The organism is Endozoicomonas sp. ISHI1 (assembly GCF_024606225.1).
Lineage (GTDB): Bacteria > Pseudomonadota > Gammaproteobacteria > Pseudomonadales > Endozoicomonadaceae > Endozoicomonas_A.
Genome location: NZ_JAGRPU010000067.1, coordinates 1 through 17,481, shown reverse-complemented (window position 1 = coordinate 17,481; position 17,481 = coordinate 1). Strand labels below are relative to the sequence as shown.

The 17,481-nt window shown below is 48.0% G+C and carries 13 protein-coding genes; 4 read left to right on the top strand and 9 right to left on the bottom strand.

What is annotated here, in order from left to right:
* Positions 1 to 311: 311 nt before the first annotated feature.
* The 4 genes from KBW69_RS22440 to KBW69_RS22425 all read right to left on the bottom strand — a co-directional run bounded on the left by KBW69_RS22440 (position 312) and on the right by KBW69_RS22425 (position 3,309).
* Positions 312 to 1,193: an EamA family transporter gene (locus KBW69_RS22440; RefSeq protein WP_257282358.1), complete on the bottom strand. Its 882-nt coding sequence runs from the start codon at positions 1,191 to 1,193 to the stop codon at positions 312 to 314.
* Positions 1,194 to 1,387: 194 nt separating this feature from the next.
* The gene (locus KBW69_RS22435) at positions 1,388 to 2,134 is read right to left on the bottom strand and encodes an aspartyl/asparaginyl beta-hydroxylase domain-containing protein (RefSeq protein WP_257282357.1); all 747 of its coding nucleotides are present in this window, start codon (positions 2,132 to 2,134) and stop codon (positions 1,388 to 1,390) included.
* 318 nt (positions 2,135 to 2,452) lie between these two features.
* Complete coding sequence (locus KBW69_RS22430; protein WP_373690731.1) at positions 2,453 to 2,833, bottom strand: transposase; 381 nt, start codon at positions 2,831 to 2,833, stop codon at positions 2,453 to 2,455.
* 62 nt (positions 2,834 to 2,895) lie between these two features.
* Complete coding sequence (locus KBW69_RS22425; protein ID WP_257252694.1) at positions 2,896 to 3,309, bottom strand: hypothetical protein; 414 nt, start codon at positions 3,307 to 3,309, stop codon at positions 2,896 to 2,898.
* Between the two features lie 288 nt (positions 3,310 to 3,597).
* On the opposite strand from KBW69_RS22425, the gene KBW69_RS23990 reads away from it, so the two are divergent.
* The 4 genes from KBW69_RS23990 to sodC all read left to right on the top strand — a co-directional run bounded on the left by KBW69_RS23990 (position 3,598) and on the right by sodC (position 5,676).
* On the top strand, positions 3,598 to 4,212 hold the full coding sequence (locus KBW69_RS23990; protein ID WP_373690730.1) for a hypothetical protein: 615 nt from the start codon (positions 3,598 to 3,600) through the stop codon (positions 4,210 to 4,212).
* Positions 4,167 to 4,403: a hypothetical protein gene (locus KBW69_RS22420; protein ID WP_257282356.1), complete on the top strand. Its 237-nt coding sequence runs from the start codon at positions 4,167 to 4,169 to the stop codon at positions 4,401 to 4,403. The genes KBW69_RS23990 and KBW69_RS22420 overlap by 46 nt, the downstream gene beginning before the upstream one ends.
* A 3-nt stretch (positions 4,404 to 4,406) precedes the next feature.
* Positions 4,407 to 4,937: an MFS transporter gene (locus tag KBW69_RS22415; protein ID WP_257282355.1), complete on the top strand. Its 531-nt coding sequence runs from the start codon at positions 4,407 to 4,409 to the stop codon at positions 4,935 to 4,937.
* Between the two features lie 226 nt (positions 4,938 to 5,163).
* Positions 5,164 to 5,676: a superoxide dismutase [Cu-Zn] SodC gene (gene sodC / locus KBW69_RS22410; RefSeq protein WP_257282354.1), complete on the top strand. Its 513-nt coding sequence runs from the start codon at positions 5,164 to 5,166 to the stop codon at positions 5,674 to 5,676.
* Between the two features lie 148 nt (positions 5,677 to 5,824).
* Here sodC and KBW69_RS22405 read toward each other — a convergent pair whose 3' ends face one another.
* From KBW69_RS22405 to KBW69_RS22385, 5 genes are all read right to left on the bottom strand, one after another.
* Positions 5,825 to 7,414, bottom strand: a complete 1,590-nt coding sequence (locus KBW69_RS22405) for an ankyrin repeat domain-containing protein (protein WP_257282353.1) — start codon at positions 7,412 to 7,414, stop codon at positions 5,825 to 5,827.
* Positions 7,415 to 7,673: 259 nt separating this feature from the next.
* The gene (locus KBW69_RS22400) at positions 7,674 to 9,416 is read right to left on the bottom strand and encodes an ankyrin repeat domain-containing protein (protein WP_257282352.1); all 1,743 of its coding nucleotides are present in this window, start codon (positions 9,414 to 9,416) and stop codon (positions 7,674 to 7,676) included.
* Positions 9,417 to 9,632: 216 nt separating this feature from the next.
* Positions 9,633 to 12,251 (bottom strand): ankyrin repeat domain-containing protein, encoded by a 2,619-nt coding sequence (locus KBW69_RS22395; RefSeq protein ID WP_257282351.1) that lies wholly within the window; start codon positions 12,249 to 12,251, stop codon positions 9,633 to 9,635.
* 175 nt (positions 12,252 to 12,426) lie between these two features.
* Positions 12,427 to 14,646: an ankyrin repeat domain-containing protein gene (locus tag KBW69_RS22390; RefSeq protein WP_257282350.1), complete on the bottom strand. Its 2,220-nt coding sequence runs from the start codon at positions 14,644 to 14,646 to the stop codon at positions 12,427 to 12,429.
* A 175-nt stretch (positions 14,647 to 14,821) separates the two neighbouring features.
* On the bottom strand, positions 14,822 to 17,481 hold a 2,660-nt coding region (locus KBW69_RS22385; RefSeq protein ID WP_257282349.1), incomplete at its 5' end, for an ankyrin repeat domain-containing protein.

The following is a 17,481-nucleotide window of genomic DNA, read 5'->3' as shown; positions in this document are numbered from 1 at the left end:
TCATCTTCTGGATAATGGACTCTTTCATTTCTTTGGAGTAGCGAGTCATAACAGCCTCTTTTTGTATGCTCTCAATTATTGAGAGTCATGAATCAAAAGAGGCGACATCTATCCTGACACAGCGGGTTATCTCGCAATACTTCCAGCCCTGGCTTAATAGATCTAAGTATGGTCAACCAGCCTGAATCTTTATGCACATTAAGTCCACGCGCCAATCCGTTAAAATCTGTCCTCGAAAAGCAGGGGGGAGTCTCCCCCCATCTCGAACGGTTACATGAGAATTACACTTACTGTCTTATACCAATGATACTTCAGCGGACCACAACACCTTCTTCTTTTACAGTTTTCCTGGTGCTGCTAAAGATGTAATATGCAGTCAAAAACAAGGTAACTGTCATCATTAATGCTGCTTTCAGATCGAAATTTGAACCGAGCAACATCTCAGAAATGTAAGACAAGAGTGGGATTAGCGATAAGCACAAAATAGTGATAACGGGCTTAGTTTTTTCCATACCTATTTGCAACAAGAGCATTGGCAAAAGAAACCCCAATAAAGATAAGACAGAAGCTTTGAGCAAGAAATAAACATCAAAATTCCAACCCCCAGTAGTATATAGCAAGAAAGCAGAGCATATTGCAGATCCATAAAACCTATAAGCGAGAATTTTTTCTCGCGAAAGATCATTCATACTTCCTTGATTTGATATAGTCGCAATATATGCGGCTCCAGCTCCAGCAAGAATACTCAGCGTTAGGCCTGTAAAAATTTTGATATTAAAACTTTCAATTGAAAAGCTAAGCGTCACTAGACCGAACAAAAAAATAAGGACTAATAGTGGAATATTATTCTCAAGCTTTTTTATATAAATATAAGTAAAAAATACTGCCCACAGTGGGGATGAAGATGCCTCAATAAGGCTCGATATAGAAGGTGGAATAAATATAAGTGACAAATAAAAGCCAAGAAAAGCAAAGCTGGTTGCAATATTCAGCCTGAATAGTTCATGTATTTCTTTTGCTTCTAAACAAAGATTCCCTTTTTTATATAAAACCATTGAAAATACCAAACCACACAAAAGAAATGAAATCAATGAATACTGTATAATTTCACCGGGTTCAAATTCTTTCGAAACATAAGCAAACGAAAAAGCCTGAATTGATACAGACATTAATATAAATAATACAGGGTGCACTTGCAATTCCTCAACAGCAGGTTTTAAAAAGGCCTGAGCTTTCTAAACTATGAAGCTTTTCAAGAGACGCATTGAAAACTGTTTTCTCTTCATGAGCAAAAAATGCTATCCCATAATCCCCAGTTGTTGATAGTGGATTTTGAGGTTTATAAGATAAACTCGGGGTATCAACTATACTATGAAAAGCTGGTAATCTACGCAAAGAAAACAAACCTTTCCGGTTTAATATTTTTCCATGACTCGCATTTCTTAGATAAACCATTGCAAAGTGTTTTTTTTAGAGGTTTGTTTTTTTTCAACACGTTTGTAGAAGCTTTTTGGATCAAAAATTGATTCAGCCCAATATCATACTTAACAAATGGTTCAATATTGTCTTTTACTACACTAGAATTTCTTGAGAATATCTTTTCTAAAGAAATATCGGGACAAAAGTCTATTATAAGAGTAAATTTACCTTTTTCAGATAGCGACATCGCACTATGTATATTGCTACCATCTACATACCAAACTTCTCCAGCCCTCATGTGGTAAATAGTATCTTTTTCAGAATTTAGGCAGTTTTTATCAGTATAAAGAACCACATGAACTCGATTGAACCCTTTTTTGAATTCCAAGTAATCTTTATGTGGAAAAATCATCCCATTTTCACAAGAGTTTAAAACTCTAACTGGCTTGATATATTTTGTGTTGAAATTTTTTGAAATTATTTCATTAATATAGGTAAGCTGGTTTGAAAAAAAAGTCCTCTTTGCATGACCGCAATACTCTTTAGATATTGCTTCGCCATTAATTCCATTTTGATTCCATATAGATTTAGTTCTCCACTTTCCTATAGAATATTCTTTATAGGCATCATCAAAACCAGACTCTTCAATGACAGAAATTTCATTTTTAATTTTATTTTTATCAATCGAAAGTTTTCCAAGTATTTTTGCTTTCATTATTATCTAAACTATATCCTAATTATTGAAAGCACTTAATATAAGCTGACAAAGCTAATTCTTGACCTAGAGATATTCTCACATTTTCAATCAAAACCGATCAGCTTTTACTTAGTGAAAACAGAGCACCGCCTATTGACTAAATATGCAGATTGGTTACAGCTCATTGGCCCATGTGCTGCAAATCATACCCATAGAGTCCTTTATTGCAACAGGTATATATACCTAATTCTTACACCTAAATAGCCGTATTCACTTGGTAACTTATCTGTAAGCGGTCAAACAACGAAGAGACTCCCTCTATTGACAGAGCAAACCTTATGCATTAAGTTTTTCAAAGCATACATAGGCGGTATCCTCAGCTAGAAAAAATCCCAGAATGATCCTTTTCTTCCTCTGTATGGATTTCCCACACCGCACGACAAATAGATGAACTGATTCCCCGGAATTGGAAATAGCGCTTTGGGAAAAATCCGTTAAAAGCGCCTCTGGACAAGTAGGGGGAGTCTCTTCGTTGTTTGACCGTTTACCGGTTTCAGGTGGTGGGACATCAGACGGGGTTTTGAAGATTTCGCCCAGATCCATCTGATCTGGATTATCGATGGTAAAACGCTTTTCAGACTTTTCACCGAACAGTTGCCGTTTAAACCAGTTGAGTTGCTGTTTAGCAGAAGATAGTTCCTGAAGCGCAGTATCCAACGCCGACTACAACTGCTGGTTTTGCAGTTGCAGGTCGACGGAGGCAGCAGCTTTAGAGTTATTCATGGGGTGTGACCATAGGTGCGTGTTCCACGCGCCCATAGTTTCAGGGCTTCCTGAAAGACTAGACAACACAGCTGCTGAACCTGATCCACCAGGAACGTCAGGTAAGGCAGTTTGGTTGCCAGATGCTGCACACCGTGATCATAGTTGTGTTCAAGTTCATAACCTTGGTTCTTCAGGATATAAAAGATTTCATTTTTTATGTACAAGCGACATCTTCCCCCTTCGGATACGGGGAGCATGGTTTCTTCGGTTAACGGGATATCGGTTATCCAACCCCAGATGTAGCGCTTACCTTTCTTGTCCGTTTCGACGCAATCAAGCACATTGAGGATTTCAACCGGCCCAGTCTTGTTCAGAGGAACGCTATTAGCACAGCGACACCAGTGTTTGACGCCATTGTCGTCAGTCACCTCAAGGCGTTTAGCGTTACCTTGTTACCTTGCTACCTTGTTGACCCAGTGTAACCATAGTCTCAATCATCAAAGCGTGATTACCATCCCTGGCAACAATAATCTACAGGTTTCTGGCCAGCATTGCTGTTCAAGGATTGATCATGTTTTTGCCCTAGCTTTTCGGATAGATAACCGGGACGCGAAGTCACCGATTCAGGTAGGGGTTGAAGGCTGATTGTATCCTAGGTAGGATCATTACTGTCTATTAGGTTTTTATTTTTTATTGAGTTGTAACTTAGAAAAAAAATGTCAATAAAAAAACTTATAACAGAAAGATCCAATTTGGGTGACTCGTCCTTCTACTTCTACGATGAATCACTGATTCAAAAAAACATCAGCCTATTCAAGTCAATTTCATATCCTCATATCGGAATTCATTTTGCTTCAATGGCAAACGATAATCCCACACTGTTAAAGATGTTGGAGTTAAATGGTTTTGGTATTTTCGTAAATTCACGAAAGCACATGCAACTTTCACTTGATTGTGGGTTTAGTCCAAATCGGATTATTTTTGCGAGCACCGGTATTTGTGAGCCTACAATGAAGCTGATTATTGAGAAAGGCGTACAAATCAATATTGACTCCCGCGATCAGCTTAAATTGTACGGAAAACTGAACCCTGGGGGTGAAATTGGCATTCGACTAAATATCGATGAAAAATCAAGAAACAATATTTTCACAGGGTTAGAAAGTCGAATTGGTGTTCTAGAATCTAAACTCCCAGAAATATTTAAAATAGCAAAAGAACACAACCTAAGAATTACAGGTACTCATGTATATTTAGGGACAGACGTCACCCCGCTGTGGAGATTCTCATGCAGAATGCAGAAACACAGATTGCAGCTGTCGCACATAGGGTAATGGAGCAACGATCAGAACAGAAGAATGAACAGGAACGATTCTCTTATGCACTTTTTATTGATAGTAGTATGGATGCAGACTTATTTAAGTATAACTCTAAAGGGGGGCTTGTTTTTGAGACTAGCTTCAAAGAATTTTTAGACAATATTTTACGTAATACTTATGAAGCTGATTCGGAAGGGTTGTATTAACGAATGGTAAAAGAGAATTCCATGCTATTTGACAATAGTGATTCTTCTGTAAAAAGAGGAGCTCTTATCGTTTTTACTATGGCTGTCTTTTTTGTAGGTGCAACAGAGTTTATGTTGTCATCTATGTTGCGTCCATTAGCTCAAGCTTTTGATACGTCTACAACCAAAGCTTCTTGGCTGATTGCAAGTTATGCCATTTCTTATGCTATTGCAGCTCCTATTTTTGGGTATATTTCAGATCGGGTTGATAGAACACGACTACTATTGATCGCTCTTTGTGCATTTGCCATTGACGGGGCTGCTATTGTTTTAGCTCCTTCTTTTGAGGTGGCTGTTGTACTGAGAATTTTTGGTGGATTGGCTTCAGCTATTATTATTCCCACGACATTCGCATTAATTGCTGAGATAATTCCGCGTAATCATCAGGCCACAGCGGGATTGTGCCACAGAGTCTTAAGTACTCAACCATACGAAATCATATTTTCTGACTTATTGTTCAGGCACTCTGACTGCGTTACAACTCTGGTCACATAGCTTGCTATGTTCCCGTCGTTGCGCCTTGCAGAGCACCTGCCCAATAAGCCAGAAATATTCGATTCCGTATGGCTGAGTACTTAGCCTGATTATTCATGCCGTTCAATAGATTATCTTTATCGCCAAGATAGATTCTTTTACCTTGAGCTGATGCTAGACAGACTTTTTAATAGTCCTGATGCGAATGCGGCTGTTTCGCTAACTTATAAATTTTGAGGACGATATTATGAAAAAGTATATTGTGCTACTTGCAGCGACACTAGCGTTGCCAGCAATCGCAGACATTAACATTCCTATGAATCTGGTAAGCGCGCAAGGGGTAGAAAAAACTATTGGTACTGTGACAGCTAGCGAAACGGAATACGGTGTTGTGTTGACCCCAGATCTCAATAGCCTGACGCCTGGATTACACGGTTTTCATGTGCATCAAAATCCCAGCTGCGATGCCAAACAAAAAAACGGTAAGTGGGTAGCAGGCCTGGCAGCAGGTGGACACTATGACCCTCACGGCACTAAAAAGCATGCTGCTTCCTGGGGAGATGGTCATCTCGGTGATTTGCCCGCTCTTTATGTTGATCACCATGGTTATGCTAATCAAGCGGTGTTAGCACCACGCTTGAAATTAGCTGATTTAAAAGGTCGCTCATTGATGATTCACGCTGGTGGCGACAATCATTCCGATCACCCCAAAAAACTAGGTGGTGGCGGTGCCCGCATGGCCTGTGGTGTTTCCAGTTAAGGTAACTGCCTATTGGCACTGCTGCTTAAATTGATACCCTCTTAGCGACGGGGATTCCTACAGCTAGAGGGTCATGTCCGACCGCAGTGCATCCCTTGCCCAATATTGGGATGAACCGCAGTAGGACAGCCTTAAGTCCGACAGGCTGCTAGAGAAAATGACACATTACTTCTGTTTCATTCACCGCCTCTCCTTCCCACTCTGCCCCGGCATTGATCAGGAGGTTAACGCAGTCGGTATAGCCCAGCTCGGTCGCGATGGACAGCGGGGTGGCACCATTCTTAGCCGGGGCGTTGAGATCCGCTTTTGCTTCGATCAGGCTTTTCAGGATGTCAGTATGGCCCTGGTGGGCAGCGATGAGCATCGGGGTGACACCATTCTTACTCTGGGCGTTGACATCCGCTTTGGCTTCGATCAGGAATTTTACGCAGTCATTCTTATTTTCTTGGGCAGCGATGCACAATGCGGTGCCGCCATCCTCAAACCGGGCGTTGAGATCCGCCCCGGCGTTGATCAGGCGTTCGACGATGTACTTGTGCCCCTTACGAGATGCCAACATCAAGGGAGTGAAATCACTATATATAGCGGCATTGACATTGACTCCTTCTGCCAGTGACTTCTCCACCTGATCCAAATCCCCGATAACACAGGCATCGTAAAACGCCCAATCGGGGAAGAATGTATCCGGGTGAGATTCACTGGTGTTCTTATTCACCATGGGCATCGGGTCTTGCCGACATATTGGACAACTGCGATAGCCGACGGGCTGATCAACAAAACACTTCGTAATACAGTTCAGGTCGAAGTGGTGGCCACAACATTGGCTTTTGACGACCACAAGCGCTTCATCACGGCCATGGAAATGAATCAGACAAATAGGACAGGGATCGGACTCCAGCGGTACGTCAGTGTCCAGATGTGGGCATGAGCTTTGTTCGGGCGCTGCTTCTCTCTGGTCTGTCGAATGTTCTGCGGAATTCATCGGCCATTCAGCGGATCCACTGCTGTCGGATGATGGTCGGAATTGACAAACGCCATGACAGGGAGAGACAAAACAATCCAGACCCAAAGTATGCAGACGCTGCTGTGAGCCTCCGCTACCACCGGCAGAGTCAGAATCAGGATAAAGGAAGCTGTTGAAAGAGCCAGCAGGACCGGCGGTGGCTTCCTGAGCCTGCTGTCCCGAAGACTCTGATGGCGGGGGTTGTTGCTGATCATTGCCAGAGCCAGGCATCGTAATGATGGCCGCAAACGGGTGATCCTGACACGGCTCTTTTTGTGTTATCGGATTAAACGACGGTGAATTAGTATTCCAGTAACTCTTTAAAAGCCAACCGAGAGCGATAACCACTTTTACAGGTAGCCATGAATAAGAGGTGGAGCTGAGTGGGGTGTTTTTGGTGGTCAGGATCAGTTCGTAACCCACCAGCAAATTATTGGCGTAAAGCCATGGCCACGAAATGGATTCAATGACGATTGTTTTTAGCTCGCAGTCGTTTAGTCTGCCTTGTTTATCATCAGGCGGTATGTCTGATTCTGTACAGCCTTTTGTGTGGGCAATGTCTGAGAAGGTGCCCGACAATGTATGTTGGTCAGGTTTTATAGAAACGTTCAGGTTTTGAGAACCTGTTTTCTGTTCAACTGCGACAACAGAACATCTTGTCAACGCTTGAGCCTGACAGAGGACGGACAATGTCATTAGTAGCAGCGGTGCTGCATAGAGTGAGTGCTTAATCATTCTACCCTTGCATTCTGTTGTACAGAGGGGAAGGATAGATCAAGAAAATAACTCAAGTTACGTAGTTAACAGGCCTGTCAACTGCCCGAGAGCAAGCCCTGTCGTATAGGTTGTAGTGCTGAGCTGAAAGCGATCCAACTTCACTTTTTCTATGGCTATAAAGTCTGCTGTGACTAAATAATCACCCATTTCAAAAACTCAGAAGATGGGAACACCAGAAAGCCGTGTTTACTGGAGAAGATGGCACATTTCTTCTGTTTCATTCACCGCTTCTGCTCAACTCTGCCCCGGCATTGATGAGGAGGAAAACGCAGTGGATATTGCTCATGTCAGTTGCGATGGACAGCGGGGTGATGCCATTCTTGGCTCGGGCGTTGACATCTGCCTTGGCTTCGATCAGGAGTTTCACGCATTCGGTATTGCCCATCCAGGCTGCGACTAACATTGCGGTGGCGCCATCCTTAGTCCGGGCGTTGGGATCCGCTCCGGCTTCGATCAGGATTTTTACGCAGTCGGTGCAATTTTGCTGAGCAGCGATGTACAGCGGAGTGACGCCATCCGAACAGTTGCCGTTGAGATCCGCCTTGGCTTCGATCAGGCGTTTCACACACTCGGGTTTATTTTCCTGGGCAGCGATATACAGTGCGGTTGCACCAGCCGAACAGGCAGCGTTGAGATTCGCCCCGGCGTTGATCAGGCGCTCGACGACGTCCTTTTGTCCATTTCTGGATGCCCACATCAAGGCAGTAAAATCAGCATCCATAACGGCATTGACATTGACTCCTTCTGCCAGTGACTCCTCCACGTGATCCAAATCCCCGATAGCACAGGCATCGTAAAACGCCCGATCGGGGAAAAATGTATCCGGGTGAGATTCACTGGTGTTCTTATTCACCATGGGCATCGGGTCTTGCCGACACATTGGACAACTGCGATAACCGAAGGGCTGATCAACAAAACACTTCGAAATACAGTTCAGGTCGAAGTGGTGTCCACAACATTGGGCTTTGACAACCACGAACGCTTCATCACGGCTATGGAAGTGAACCAGACAAATAGGACAGGGATCGGACTCCAGGGATGCGTCGGTGTCCATGGGGGCAGCGGGGCGAGCAATGCCATCCATGAGTAGTGGATCTGTGTTATTTACACGACCTGCGCACTCTATAGAGTGTCCATTGTCCAAATGTGGGCATGAGCTTTGTTCAGGCGTTGCGTTTGTGTGGCCTGTCAAGTTTTCTGTAGGGTTCATCGGCCATTCAGCGGGCTCACTGCTATCGGATGATGGTCGGAATTGACAATCGCCATGACAGGGAAAGACGAAACAATCTAAACCCAAAGTATGCCGATGTTGCTGTGAACCTCCGTTACCACCGGCAGAGTCAGAATAAAGGAAGTTGCTGAAAGAGCCTGTAGGGCCGACGCTAGCTGCCTGAGCTTGCTGCCCCGATGACTCTGATGGCGGGCGTTGTTGCTGATTATTTCCAGTGCCAGGCATCGAAATGATGGCCGAAAACGGGTGGTCCTGACACAGCTCCTTTTGTGTCATCAGATTAAACGGCGGTGGTTTTATATTAAAATAGTTTTTTAAAAGCCAACCGACAGCGATAACCATTTCTACAGGTAGCCATGAATAAGAGGTGGAGTTGAGAGGGGTATTTTTGGTGTTCAGGATCAGTTCGTAAACTACCAGCAGACGAGTGGCGTAAAGCCACTGCCACGAAATGGATTCAATGGTGGTCGTTTTTAGCTCGCAACCCTTCAGTCTGCCTTGTTTCTGATCAGACGATAAATCCGATCCTGCATAGCCTTTTGTGTGGGCAATGTCTGACAAGGTGTACGACAGTGTGTGCTGGTCAGGTGTTATAAAAACGTTCTGGTTTGGAGAACCTGCTTTCTGTTCAAGCTCGACAACAAAACGTCTGGTCAATGGTTGAGCCTGACAGACGATGGACAATGTCATGAGTAACAGTGATGTTGCAAAGAGTGAGTGTTTAATCATTCTACCCTTGAATTCTGGTGTACAGAGGGGAAGGATAGATCAGGAAAATAACTCAAGTTGCGCAGTTAACCTTTCTCTCAATTGCTCCAGAGAAGCTTTCAGTCCTGCCAAGACCTCGACTTTCCACCGTTTCTTGTAGATCGCATTAACACCTGAAAGCTGTGTTTACTGGAAAAGATAACGCCTTTCTTTTGTTCCCTGACTTGCCTCTGTTACCTACCTTGCCCCGGCCTCGGTCAGGGCTTTCACGCAGTCGGTATTGCCTGTCTCAGCCGCAATGGAAAGTGGGGTGGTGCCATCCGAAGTTCGTGGGGCGTCGAGATCTGCTTTGGCCTCGATCAGGAGTTTCACGATGTCGGTATGGCCTTTCTGGGCAGCGATGAACAGCGGGGTGGTGCCATTGAAGGTCTGGGCGTTGAGATTCGCTCCGGCTTCGATCAGGATTTTCACACAGTCGGTATTGCCTTCCGCAGCAGCGATGAACAGCGCAGTGGCGCCTTTCTTAGTCTGGGCGTTAGGATCCGCCTTGGCTTCGATCAGGCGTTTCACGATGTCGGTATGGCCATTCTGGGCAGCAATGATCAGCGGGGTGGTGCCATTCTTGGTCTGGGCGTTGAGGTCCGCCCGGGCTTCGATCAGGATTTTTATGCAGTCAATGTTATTTTCCTGGGCAGCGATGAACAGCGGAGTGGCACCCCTGTTAGTCTGGGTGTTGAGATCCGCTTTGGCCTCAATCAGGAGTTTCACGATGTCGGTATGGCCCTTCTGGGCAGCCATGAACAGCGCGGTAGTGCCATAGTTAGTCTGGGCGTTGAGATCCGCTCCGGCTTCGATCAGGATTTTTACACAGTCGGTATTGCCTTCTGCAGCAGCAATGAGCAGCGGGGTGGTGCTATTCCACATGGCGGCGTCGAGATCCGCCCCGGCGTTAATCAGGACTTTCACGCAGTCGGTGTTATTTTGTTGGACAGCGATGAACAGTGCGGTGCCGCCATTCTTGGATCGGGCGTTGAGATCCACATTGGCCTCGATCAGGAGTTTCACGATGTCGGTATGGCCATTCTGGGCAGCAATGATCAGTGCGGTGGTGCCATTCTTATTCCGGGCGTTGAGATTTACATTGGCCTCGATCAGGAGTTTCACGATGTCGGTATAGCCCTTCCCGGCAGCAATGATCAGCGGGGTGGTGCCATTCTTATTCCGGGCGTTGAGATCCGCCCGGGCTTCGATCAGGATTTTTATGCAGTCAGTTTTATTTTCCTGGGCAGCGATGTACAGCGGAGTGGCACCCTTGTTAGTCCGGGTGTTGAGATCCGCTTTGGCCTCGATCAAGAGTTTCACGATGTCGGTTTGGCCATTCTGGGCAGCGATGAACAGCGCGGAGGTGCCATCTTTATTTCGGGCGTTGAAATCCGCTTTGGCTTCGATCAGGAGTTTCACGATGTCGGCACGGCCCTTCTTGGCAGCGATGATCAGCAGGGTGGCGCCATTCCTGGTCCGGTCATTGAGATCCGCACCGGCGTTGATCAGGCATTCGACGACGTCCCTGTGCCCCCGACTGGATGCCAACATCAAGGCAGTGAGACCATTATTCATAACGGCATTGACATTGACTCCTTCTGCCAGTGACTTCTCCACCTGATCCAAATCTCCCTCAAAACAGCCACGATAAAACGCCTGATCGGGAAAAAATGTATCCGGGTGGGATTCACCGGTGTTTTCATTCACCATAGGCATGGGATTTTGCCGACACATTACACACCGGCGAGAGCCGATGTGGCGTCGAACAAAACACCTCGAAATACAGTCCAGATCGAAGCGCTTGCCACAACATTGGCTTTTGACGACCACAAGCGCTACATCACGGTCATGGAAGTGAATCATACAAATAGGACAGGGATCGGACTCTGGCGGTACGTCAGTGTCCACGGAGACGGCGAGGCGGGAAATGCCATCCATGAGTAGTACATCTGTGTTATTCAAATGGCCTTCGCACTTCGGGCAGTGTCCATTGTCCACATGCGGGCATGAGCTTTGTCCGGGCGCTGCTGCTGTGTGGTCTGTCGAATTTGCTGCGAAATTCATCGGCCATTCAGCGGACTCACTGCTATCGGATGATGGTCGGAATTGACAAACGCCATGACAGGGAGAAACGAAACAATCTAAACCCAGAGTATGCTGATGTTGCTGTGAGCCTCCACTACCATCGGCAGAGTCAGAATAAAGGAAGCTGTTGAAAGAGTCGGCAGGGCGGGCGGTGGCTTCCTGAGCTTGCTGCCCCGATGACTCTGATGACGGGCGTTGTTGCTGATTATTTCCGGTGCCAGGCATCGTAATGATGGCCGAAAACGGGTGGTCCTGACACAGCTCCTTTTGTGTCATCGGATTAAACGACGGTGAGTCGTTATTCCAATAGTTTTTTAAAAGCCAACCGACAGCGATAACCATTTCTACAGGTAGCCATGAATAAGAGGTGGAGTTGAGAGGGGTATTTTTGGTGTTCAGGATCAGTTCGTAAACTACCAGCAAACGAGTGGCGTAAAGCCACTGCCACGAAATGGATTCAATGGTGGTCGTTTTTAGCTCGCAACCGTTTAGTCTGCCTTGTTTCTGATCAGACGATAAATCCGATCCTGCACAGCCTTTTGTGTGGGCAATGTCTGACAAGGTGTACGACAGTGTGTGTTGGTCAGGTGTTATAAAAACGTTCTGGTTTGGAGAACCTGCTTTCTGTTCAAGCTCGACAACAAAACGTCTGGTCAACGGTTGAGCCTGACAGACGATGGATAATGTCATGAGTAACAGAGGTGTTGTAAAGAGTGAGTGTTTAATCATTCTACCCTTGAATTCTGGTGTACAGAGGGGAAGGATAGATCAGGAAAATAACTCAAGTTACGCAGTTAACCGTTCTCTCAATTGCCCCAGAGAAGCTTTCAGCCCTGCCGCATAAACTGTGGTGCTGAGGTGAAAGTGATCCAACTTCTTTTGTTCCCTGTCTTACCTCTGTTACCTACCTTGCCCCGGTCCCGGTCAGAGCTTTTACACAGTCGATATTGCCCATCGCGGTTGCGATGGACATTGGGGTTGTGCCATCCCACACCGCAGCGTTGAGATCCGCCCGGGCCTCGATCAGGAGTTTCACGATATCGGTATAGCCATTCTGGGCAGCCATGAACAAGGGGGTGGCACCCATGTTGGTCTGGGTGTTGAGATCCGCTTTAGCCTCAATCAGGAGTTTCACGATGTCGGTATGACCATTCTGGGCAGCCATGAACAGCGGGGTTATGCCACTGTTACTCCGGGCGTTGAAATCCGCTCCGGCTTCGATCAGGATTTTTACACAGTCGATATTGCCTCTCGCAGCAGCAATGAGCAGCGGGGTGGTGCCATTCGTCATGGCAGCGTCGAGATCCGCCCCGGCGTTAATCAGGACTTTCACGCAGTCGGTGTTATTTTGTTGGACAGCGATGAACAGTGCGGTGCCGCCATTCTTAGACCGGGCGTTGAGATCCACATTGGCCTCGATCAGGAGTTTCACGATGTCGGTATGGCCATTCTGGGCAGCAATGATCAGTGGGGTGGTGCCATTGTTATTCCGGGCGTTGAGATCAGCCCCGGCCTCGATCAGGAGTTTCACGATGTCGGTATGGCCATACTGGGCAGCGATGGTCAGCGGGGTGGCATCATTGTAAGGCCGAGCGTTGAGATCCGCCCGGGCTTCGATCAGGATTTTTACGCAATCAGTGTTGTTTTCCTGGGCAGCGATGTACAGCGCGGAGGTGCCATCTTTATTTTGGGCGTTGAAATCCGCTTTGGCTTCGATCAGAAGTTTCACGATGCCGGTATGGCCCCTCTTGGCAGCGATGATCATCAGGGTGGCACCATTGATGGTCCGTTCATTGAGATCCGCACCGGCGTTGATCAGGCATTCGAAGACGTCCCTGTGCCCCCGAATGCATGACAACATCAAGGGAGTGAGATCATTATTCATAACGGCATTGACATTGACTCCTTCTGCCAGTGACTTCTCCACCTGATCCAAATCCCCCTCAAAACAGGCACGATAAAACGTCTGATCGGGAAAAAATGTATCGGGGTGAGATTCACCGGTGTTCTCATTCACCATAGGCATCGGATTTTGCCGACACATTACACACCGGCGAGAGCCGATGGGGTGTTGCACAAAACACCTCGAAATACAGTCCAGATCGAAGCGCTTGCCACAACATTGGCTTTTGACGACCACAAGCGCTACATCACGGTCATGGAAGTGAATCCTACAAATAGGACAGGGGTCGGACTCCGGCGGTACGTCAGTGTCCACGGAGATAGCGGGGCGGGGAATGCTATCCATGAGTAGTTCATCTGTGTTAGTTACATGACCAGCGCACTCTGGGCAGTGTCCATTTTCAACGTGAGGACATGAGCTTTGTCCGGGCGTTGCTGCTGTATGGCCTGTCGAATGTGCTGCGGAATTCATCGGCCATTCAGCGGACCCACAGCTATCGGATGATGGTCGGAATTGACAAACGCCATGACAGGGAGAAACGAAACAATTTAAATCCAAAGTATGCAGATGTTGCTGTGAGCCTCCACTACCATCGGCAGAGTCAGAATAAAGGAAGCTGTTGAAAGTGTCTGTAGAGTGGGCGGTGGCTTCCTGAGCTTGCTGCCCCGATGACTCTGATGGCGGGCGTTGTTGCTGATTATTTCCAGTGCCAGGTATCGTAATGATGGCTGAAAACGGGTGGTCCTGACACAGCTCCTTTTGTGTCATCGGGTTAAACGACGGTGAGTCGATATTCCAATAGTTTTTTAAAAGCCAACCGACAGCGATAACCATTTCTACAGGTAGCCATGAATAAGAGGTGGAGTTGAGAGGGGTATTTTTGGTGTTCAGGATCAGTTCGTAAACTACCAGCAAACGAGTGGCGTAAAGCCACTGCCACGAAATGGATTCAATGGTGGTCGTTTTTAGCCCGCAACCGTTTAGTCTGCCTTGTTTCTGATCAGACGATAAATCCGATCCTGCATAGCCTTTTGTGTGGGCAATGTCTGACAAGGTGTACGACAGTGTATGTTGGTCAGGTGTTATAAAAACGTTCTGGTTTGGAGAACCTGCTTTCTGTTCAAGCTCGACAACAAAACGTCTGATCAACGGTTGAGCCTGACAGACGACGGACAATGTCATTATCAACAGTGGTGCTGCAAAGAGTGAGTGTTTAATCATTCTACCCTTGAATTCTGGTGTACAGAGGGGAAGGATAGATCAGGAAAATAACGCAAGTTACGCAGTTAACCGTTCTCTCAATTGCCCCAGAGAAGCTTTCAGCCCTGCCGCATAAACTGTGGTGCTGAGGTGAAAGTGATCCAACTTCTTTTGTTCCCTGTCTTACCTCTGTTACCTACCTTGCCCCGGCCTCGGTCAGGGCTTTTACGCAGTCGGTATTGCCCATCTCGGTTGCGATGGACATTGGGGTTGTGCCATCCCACGCCGGAGCGTTGAGATCCGCTCCGGCATTGATCAGGGCTTTCACGCAGCCGGTATTGCCTTTTGCAGCAGCAACGAACAGCGGGGTCGCGCCATCCCAAGTCTGTGGGGTGTTGAGATCCGCTCCGGCCTCGATCAGGAGTTTCACGATGTCGGTATGGCCCTTCTCGGCAGCCATGAACAGCGGGGTTATGCCATTGTTATTCTGGGCGTTGAGATCCGCTCCGGCTTCGATCAGGATTTTCATACAGTCGGTATTGCCCCTTGCAGCAGCAACGAGCAGCGGGGTGGTGCCGTTCGACAAGGCAGCGTCGAGATCCGCCCCCGCGTTAATCAGGACTTTCACGCACTCGGTGTTATTTTGTTGAGCAGCGATGAACAGTGCGGTGCTGCCATTCTTGCCCCGGGTGTTGAGATCCGCTCCAGCCTCGATCAGGAGTTTCACGATGTCGGTATGGCCGTTCTGGGCAGCAACGATCAGCGGGGTGGTGCCATTTTTATTCTGGGCGTTGAGATCCGCCTGAGCTTCGATCAGGAGTTTCACGATGTCGGTATGGCCGTTCTGGGCAGCGATCAACAGCGAGGTGGCGCCCTTGTTAGTCTGGGTGTTGAAATCCGCTCCGGCCTCGATCAGGAGTTTCACGATGTCGGTACGGCCATTCTGGGCAGCCATGAACAGCGGGGTGGCGCCCCTGTTAGTCTGGGTGTTGAAATCCGCTCCGGCCTCGATCAGGAGTTTCACGATGTTGGTACGGCCATTCTGGGCAGCGATGAACAGCGGGGTGGTACCATTCGACGTGGCAGCGTCGAGATCCGCACCGGCGTTAATCAGGACTTTCACGCAGTCGGTGTTATTTTGTTGAACAGCGATGAACAGTGCGGTACTGCCATTCTCAGTCCGGGCGTTGAGATCCGCCTGAGCTTCGATCAGGAGTTTCACAATGTCGGTATGGCCGTTCTGGGCAGCAACGATCAGCGGGGTGGTGCCATTTTTATTCTGGGCGTTGAGATCCGCCTGAGCTTCGATCAGGAGTTTCACGATGTCGGTATGGCCTTTCTGGGCAGCAACGATCAGCGGGGTGGTGCCATTTTTATTCTGGGCATTGAGATCAGCCTGAGCTTCGATCAGGAGTTTCACGATGTCGCTATAGCCATACTGGGCAGCGATGAACAGCGGGGTGTTGCCATTGTCAGTCTGGGCGTTGAGATCCGCTCCGGCTTCGATCAGGATTTTCACACAGTCCGTATTGCCCCTTGTAGCAGCAATGAGCATCGGGGTGGTGCCTTTCGACATGGCAGCGTCGAGATCCGCCCCCGCGTTAATCAGGACTTTCACGCAGTCGGTGTTATTTTGTTGGACAGCGATAAACAGTGCGGTGCCGTCATTCTTGGCCCGGACGTTGAGATCCGCTCCAGCCTCGATCAGGAGTTTCACGATGTCGGTATGGCCGTTCTGGGCAGCAACGATCAGCGGGGTGGTGCCATTTTTATTCTGGGCGTTGAGATCCGCCCGGGCTTCGATCAGGAGTTTCACGATGTCGGTATTGCCTTTCGAAGCAGCAGTGAGCAGCGGGGTGGCGCCATTCGACATGGTAGCGTCGAGATCCGCCCCGGCGTTAATCAGGGCTTTTACGCAGTCGGTGTTATTTTGTTGGGCAGCGATGAACAGTGCGGTGATGCCATTCTTATCCCGGGCGTTGAGATCCGCTCCAGCCTCGATCAGGAGTTTCACGATGTCGGTATGGCCACTCTGGGCAGCAACGATCAGCGGGGTGGTGCCATTTTTATTCTGGACGTTGAGATCCGCCTGAGCTTCGATCAGGAGTTTCACGATGTCGTTATTGCCTTTCGCAGCAGCAGTGAGCAGCGGGGTGGCGCCTTTGTTGGTCTGGGTGTTGAAATCCGCTCCGGCCTCGATCAGGAGTTTCACGGTGTCGGTATGGCCATTCTGGGCAGCCATGAACAGCGGGGTGGCGCCATTCGGCATGGCAGCGTCGAGATCCGCCCCGGCGTTAATCAGGACTTTTACGCAATCGGTGTTATTTTGTTGTGCAGCGATGAACAGGGCGGTGCCGCCATTCTTAGCCCGGGCGTTGAGATCCACTTTGGCCTCGATCAGGAGTTTCACTATGTCGGTATGGCCATTCTGGGCAGCAACGATCAGCGGGGTGGTGCCATTTTTATTCGGGGCGTCGAGATCCGCCCGGGCCTTGATCAGGAGTTTCACGATGTCGGTATGGCCATTCTGGGCAGCAACGATCAGCGGGGTGGTGCCATTTTTATTCCGGGCGTTGAGATCCGCCCGGGCTTCGATCAGGAGTTTCACGATGTCGGTATGGCCATTCTGGGCAGCAATGAACAGTGGGGTGGCTCCCTTGTTATTCTGGGTGTTGAAATCCGCTCCGGCCTCGATCAGGAGTTTCACGATGTCGGTATGGCCAAACTGGGCAGCAATGAGCAGCGGGGTGGCGCCATTCGAAATGGCAGCGTCGAGATCCGCCCCGGCGTTAATCAGGACTTTTACGCAGTCGGTGTTATTTTGTTGTGCAGCGATGAACAGTGCGGTGCCGCCAT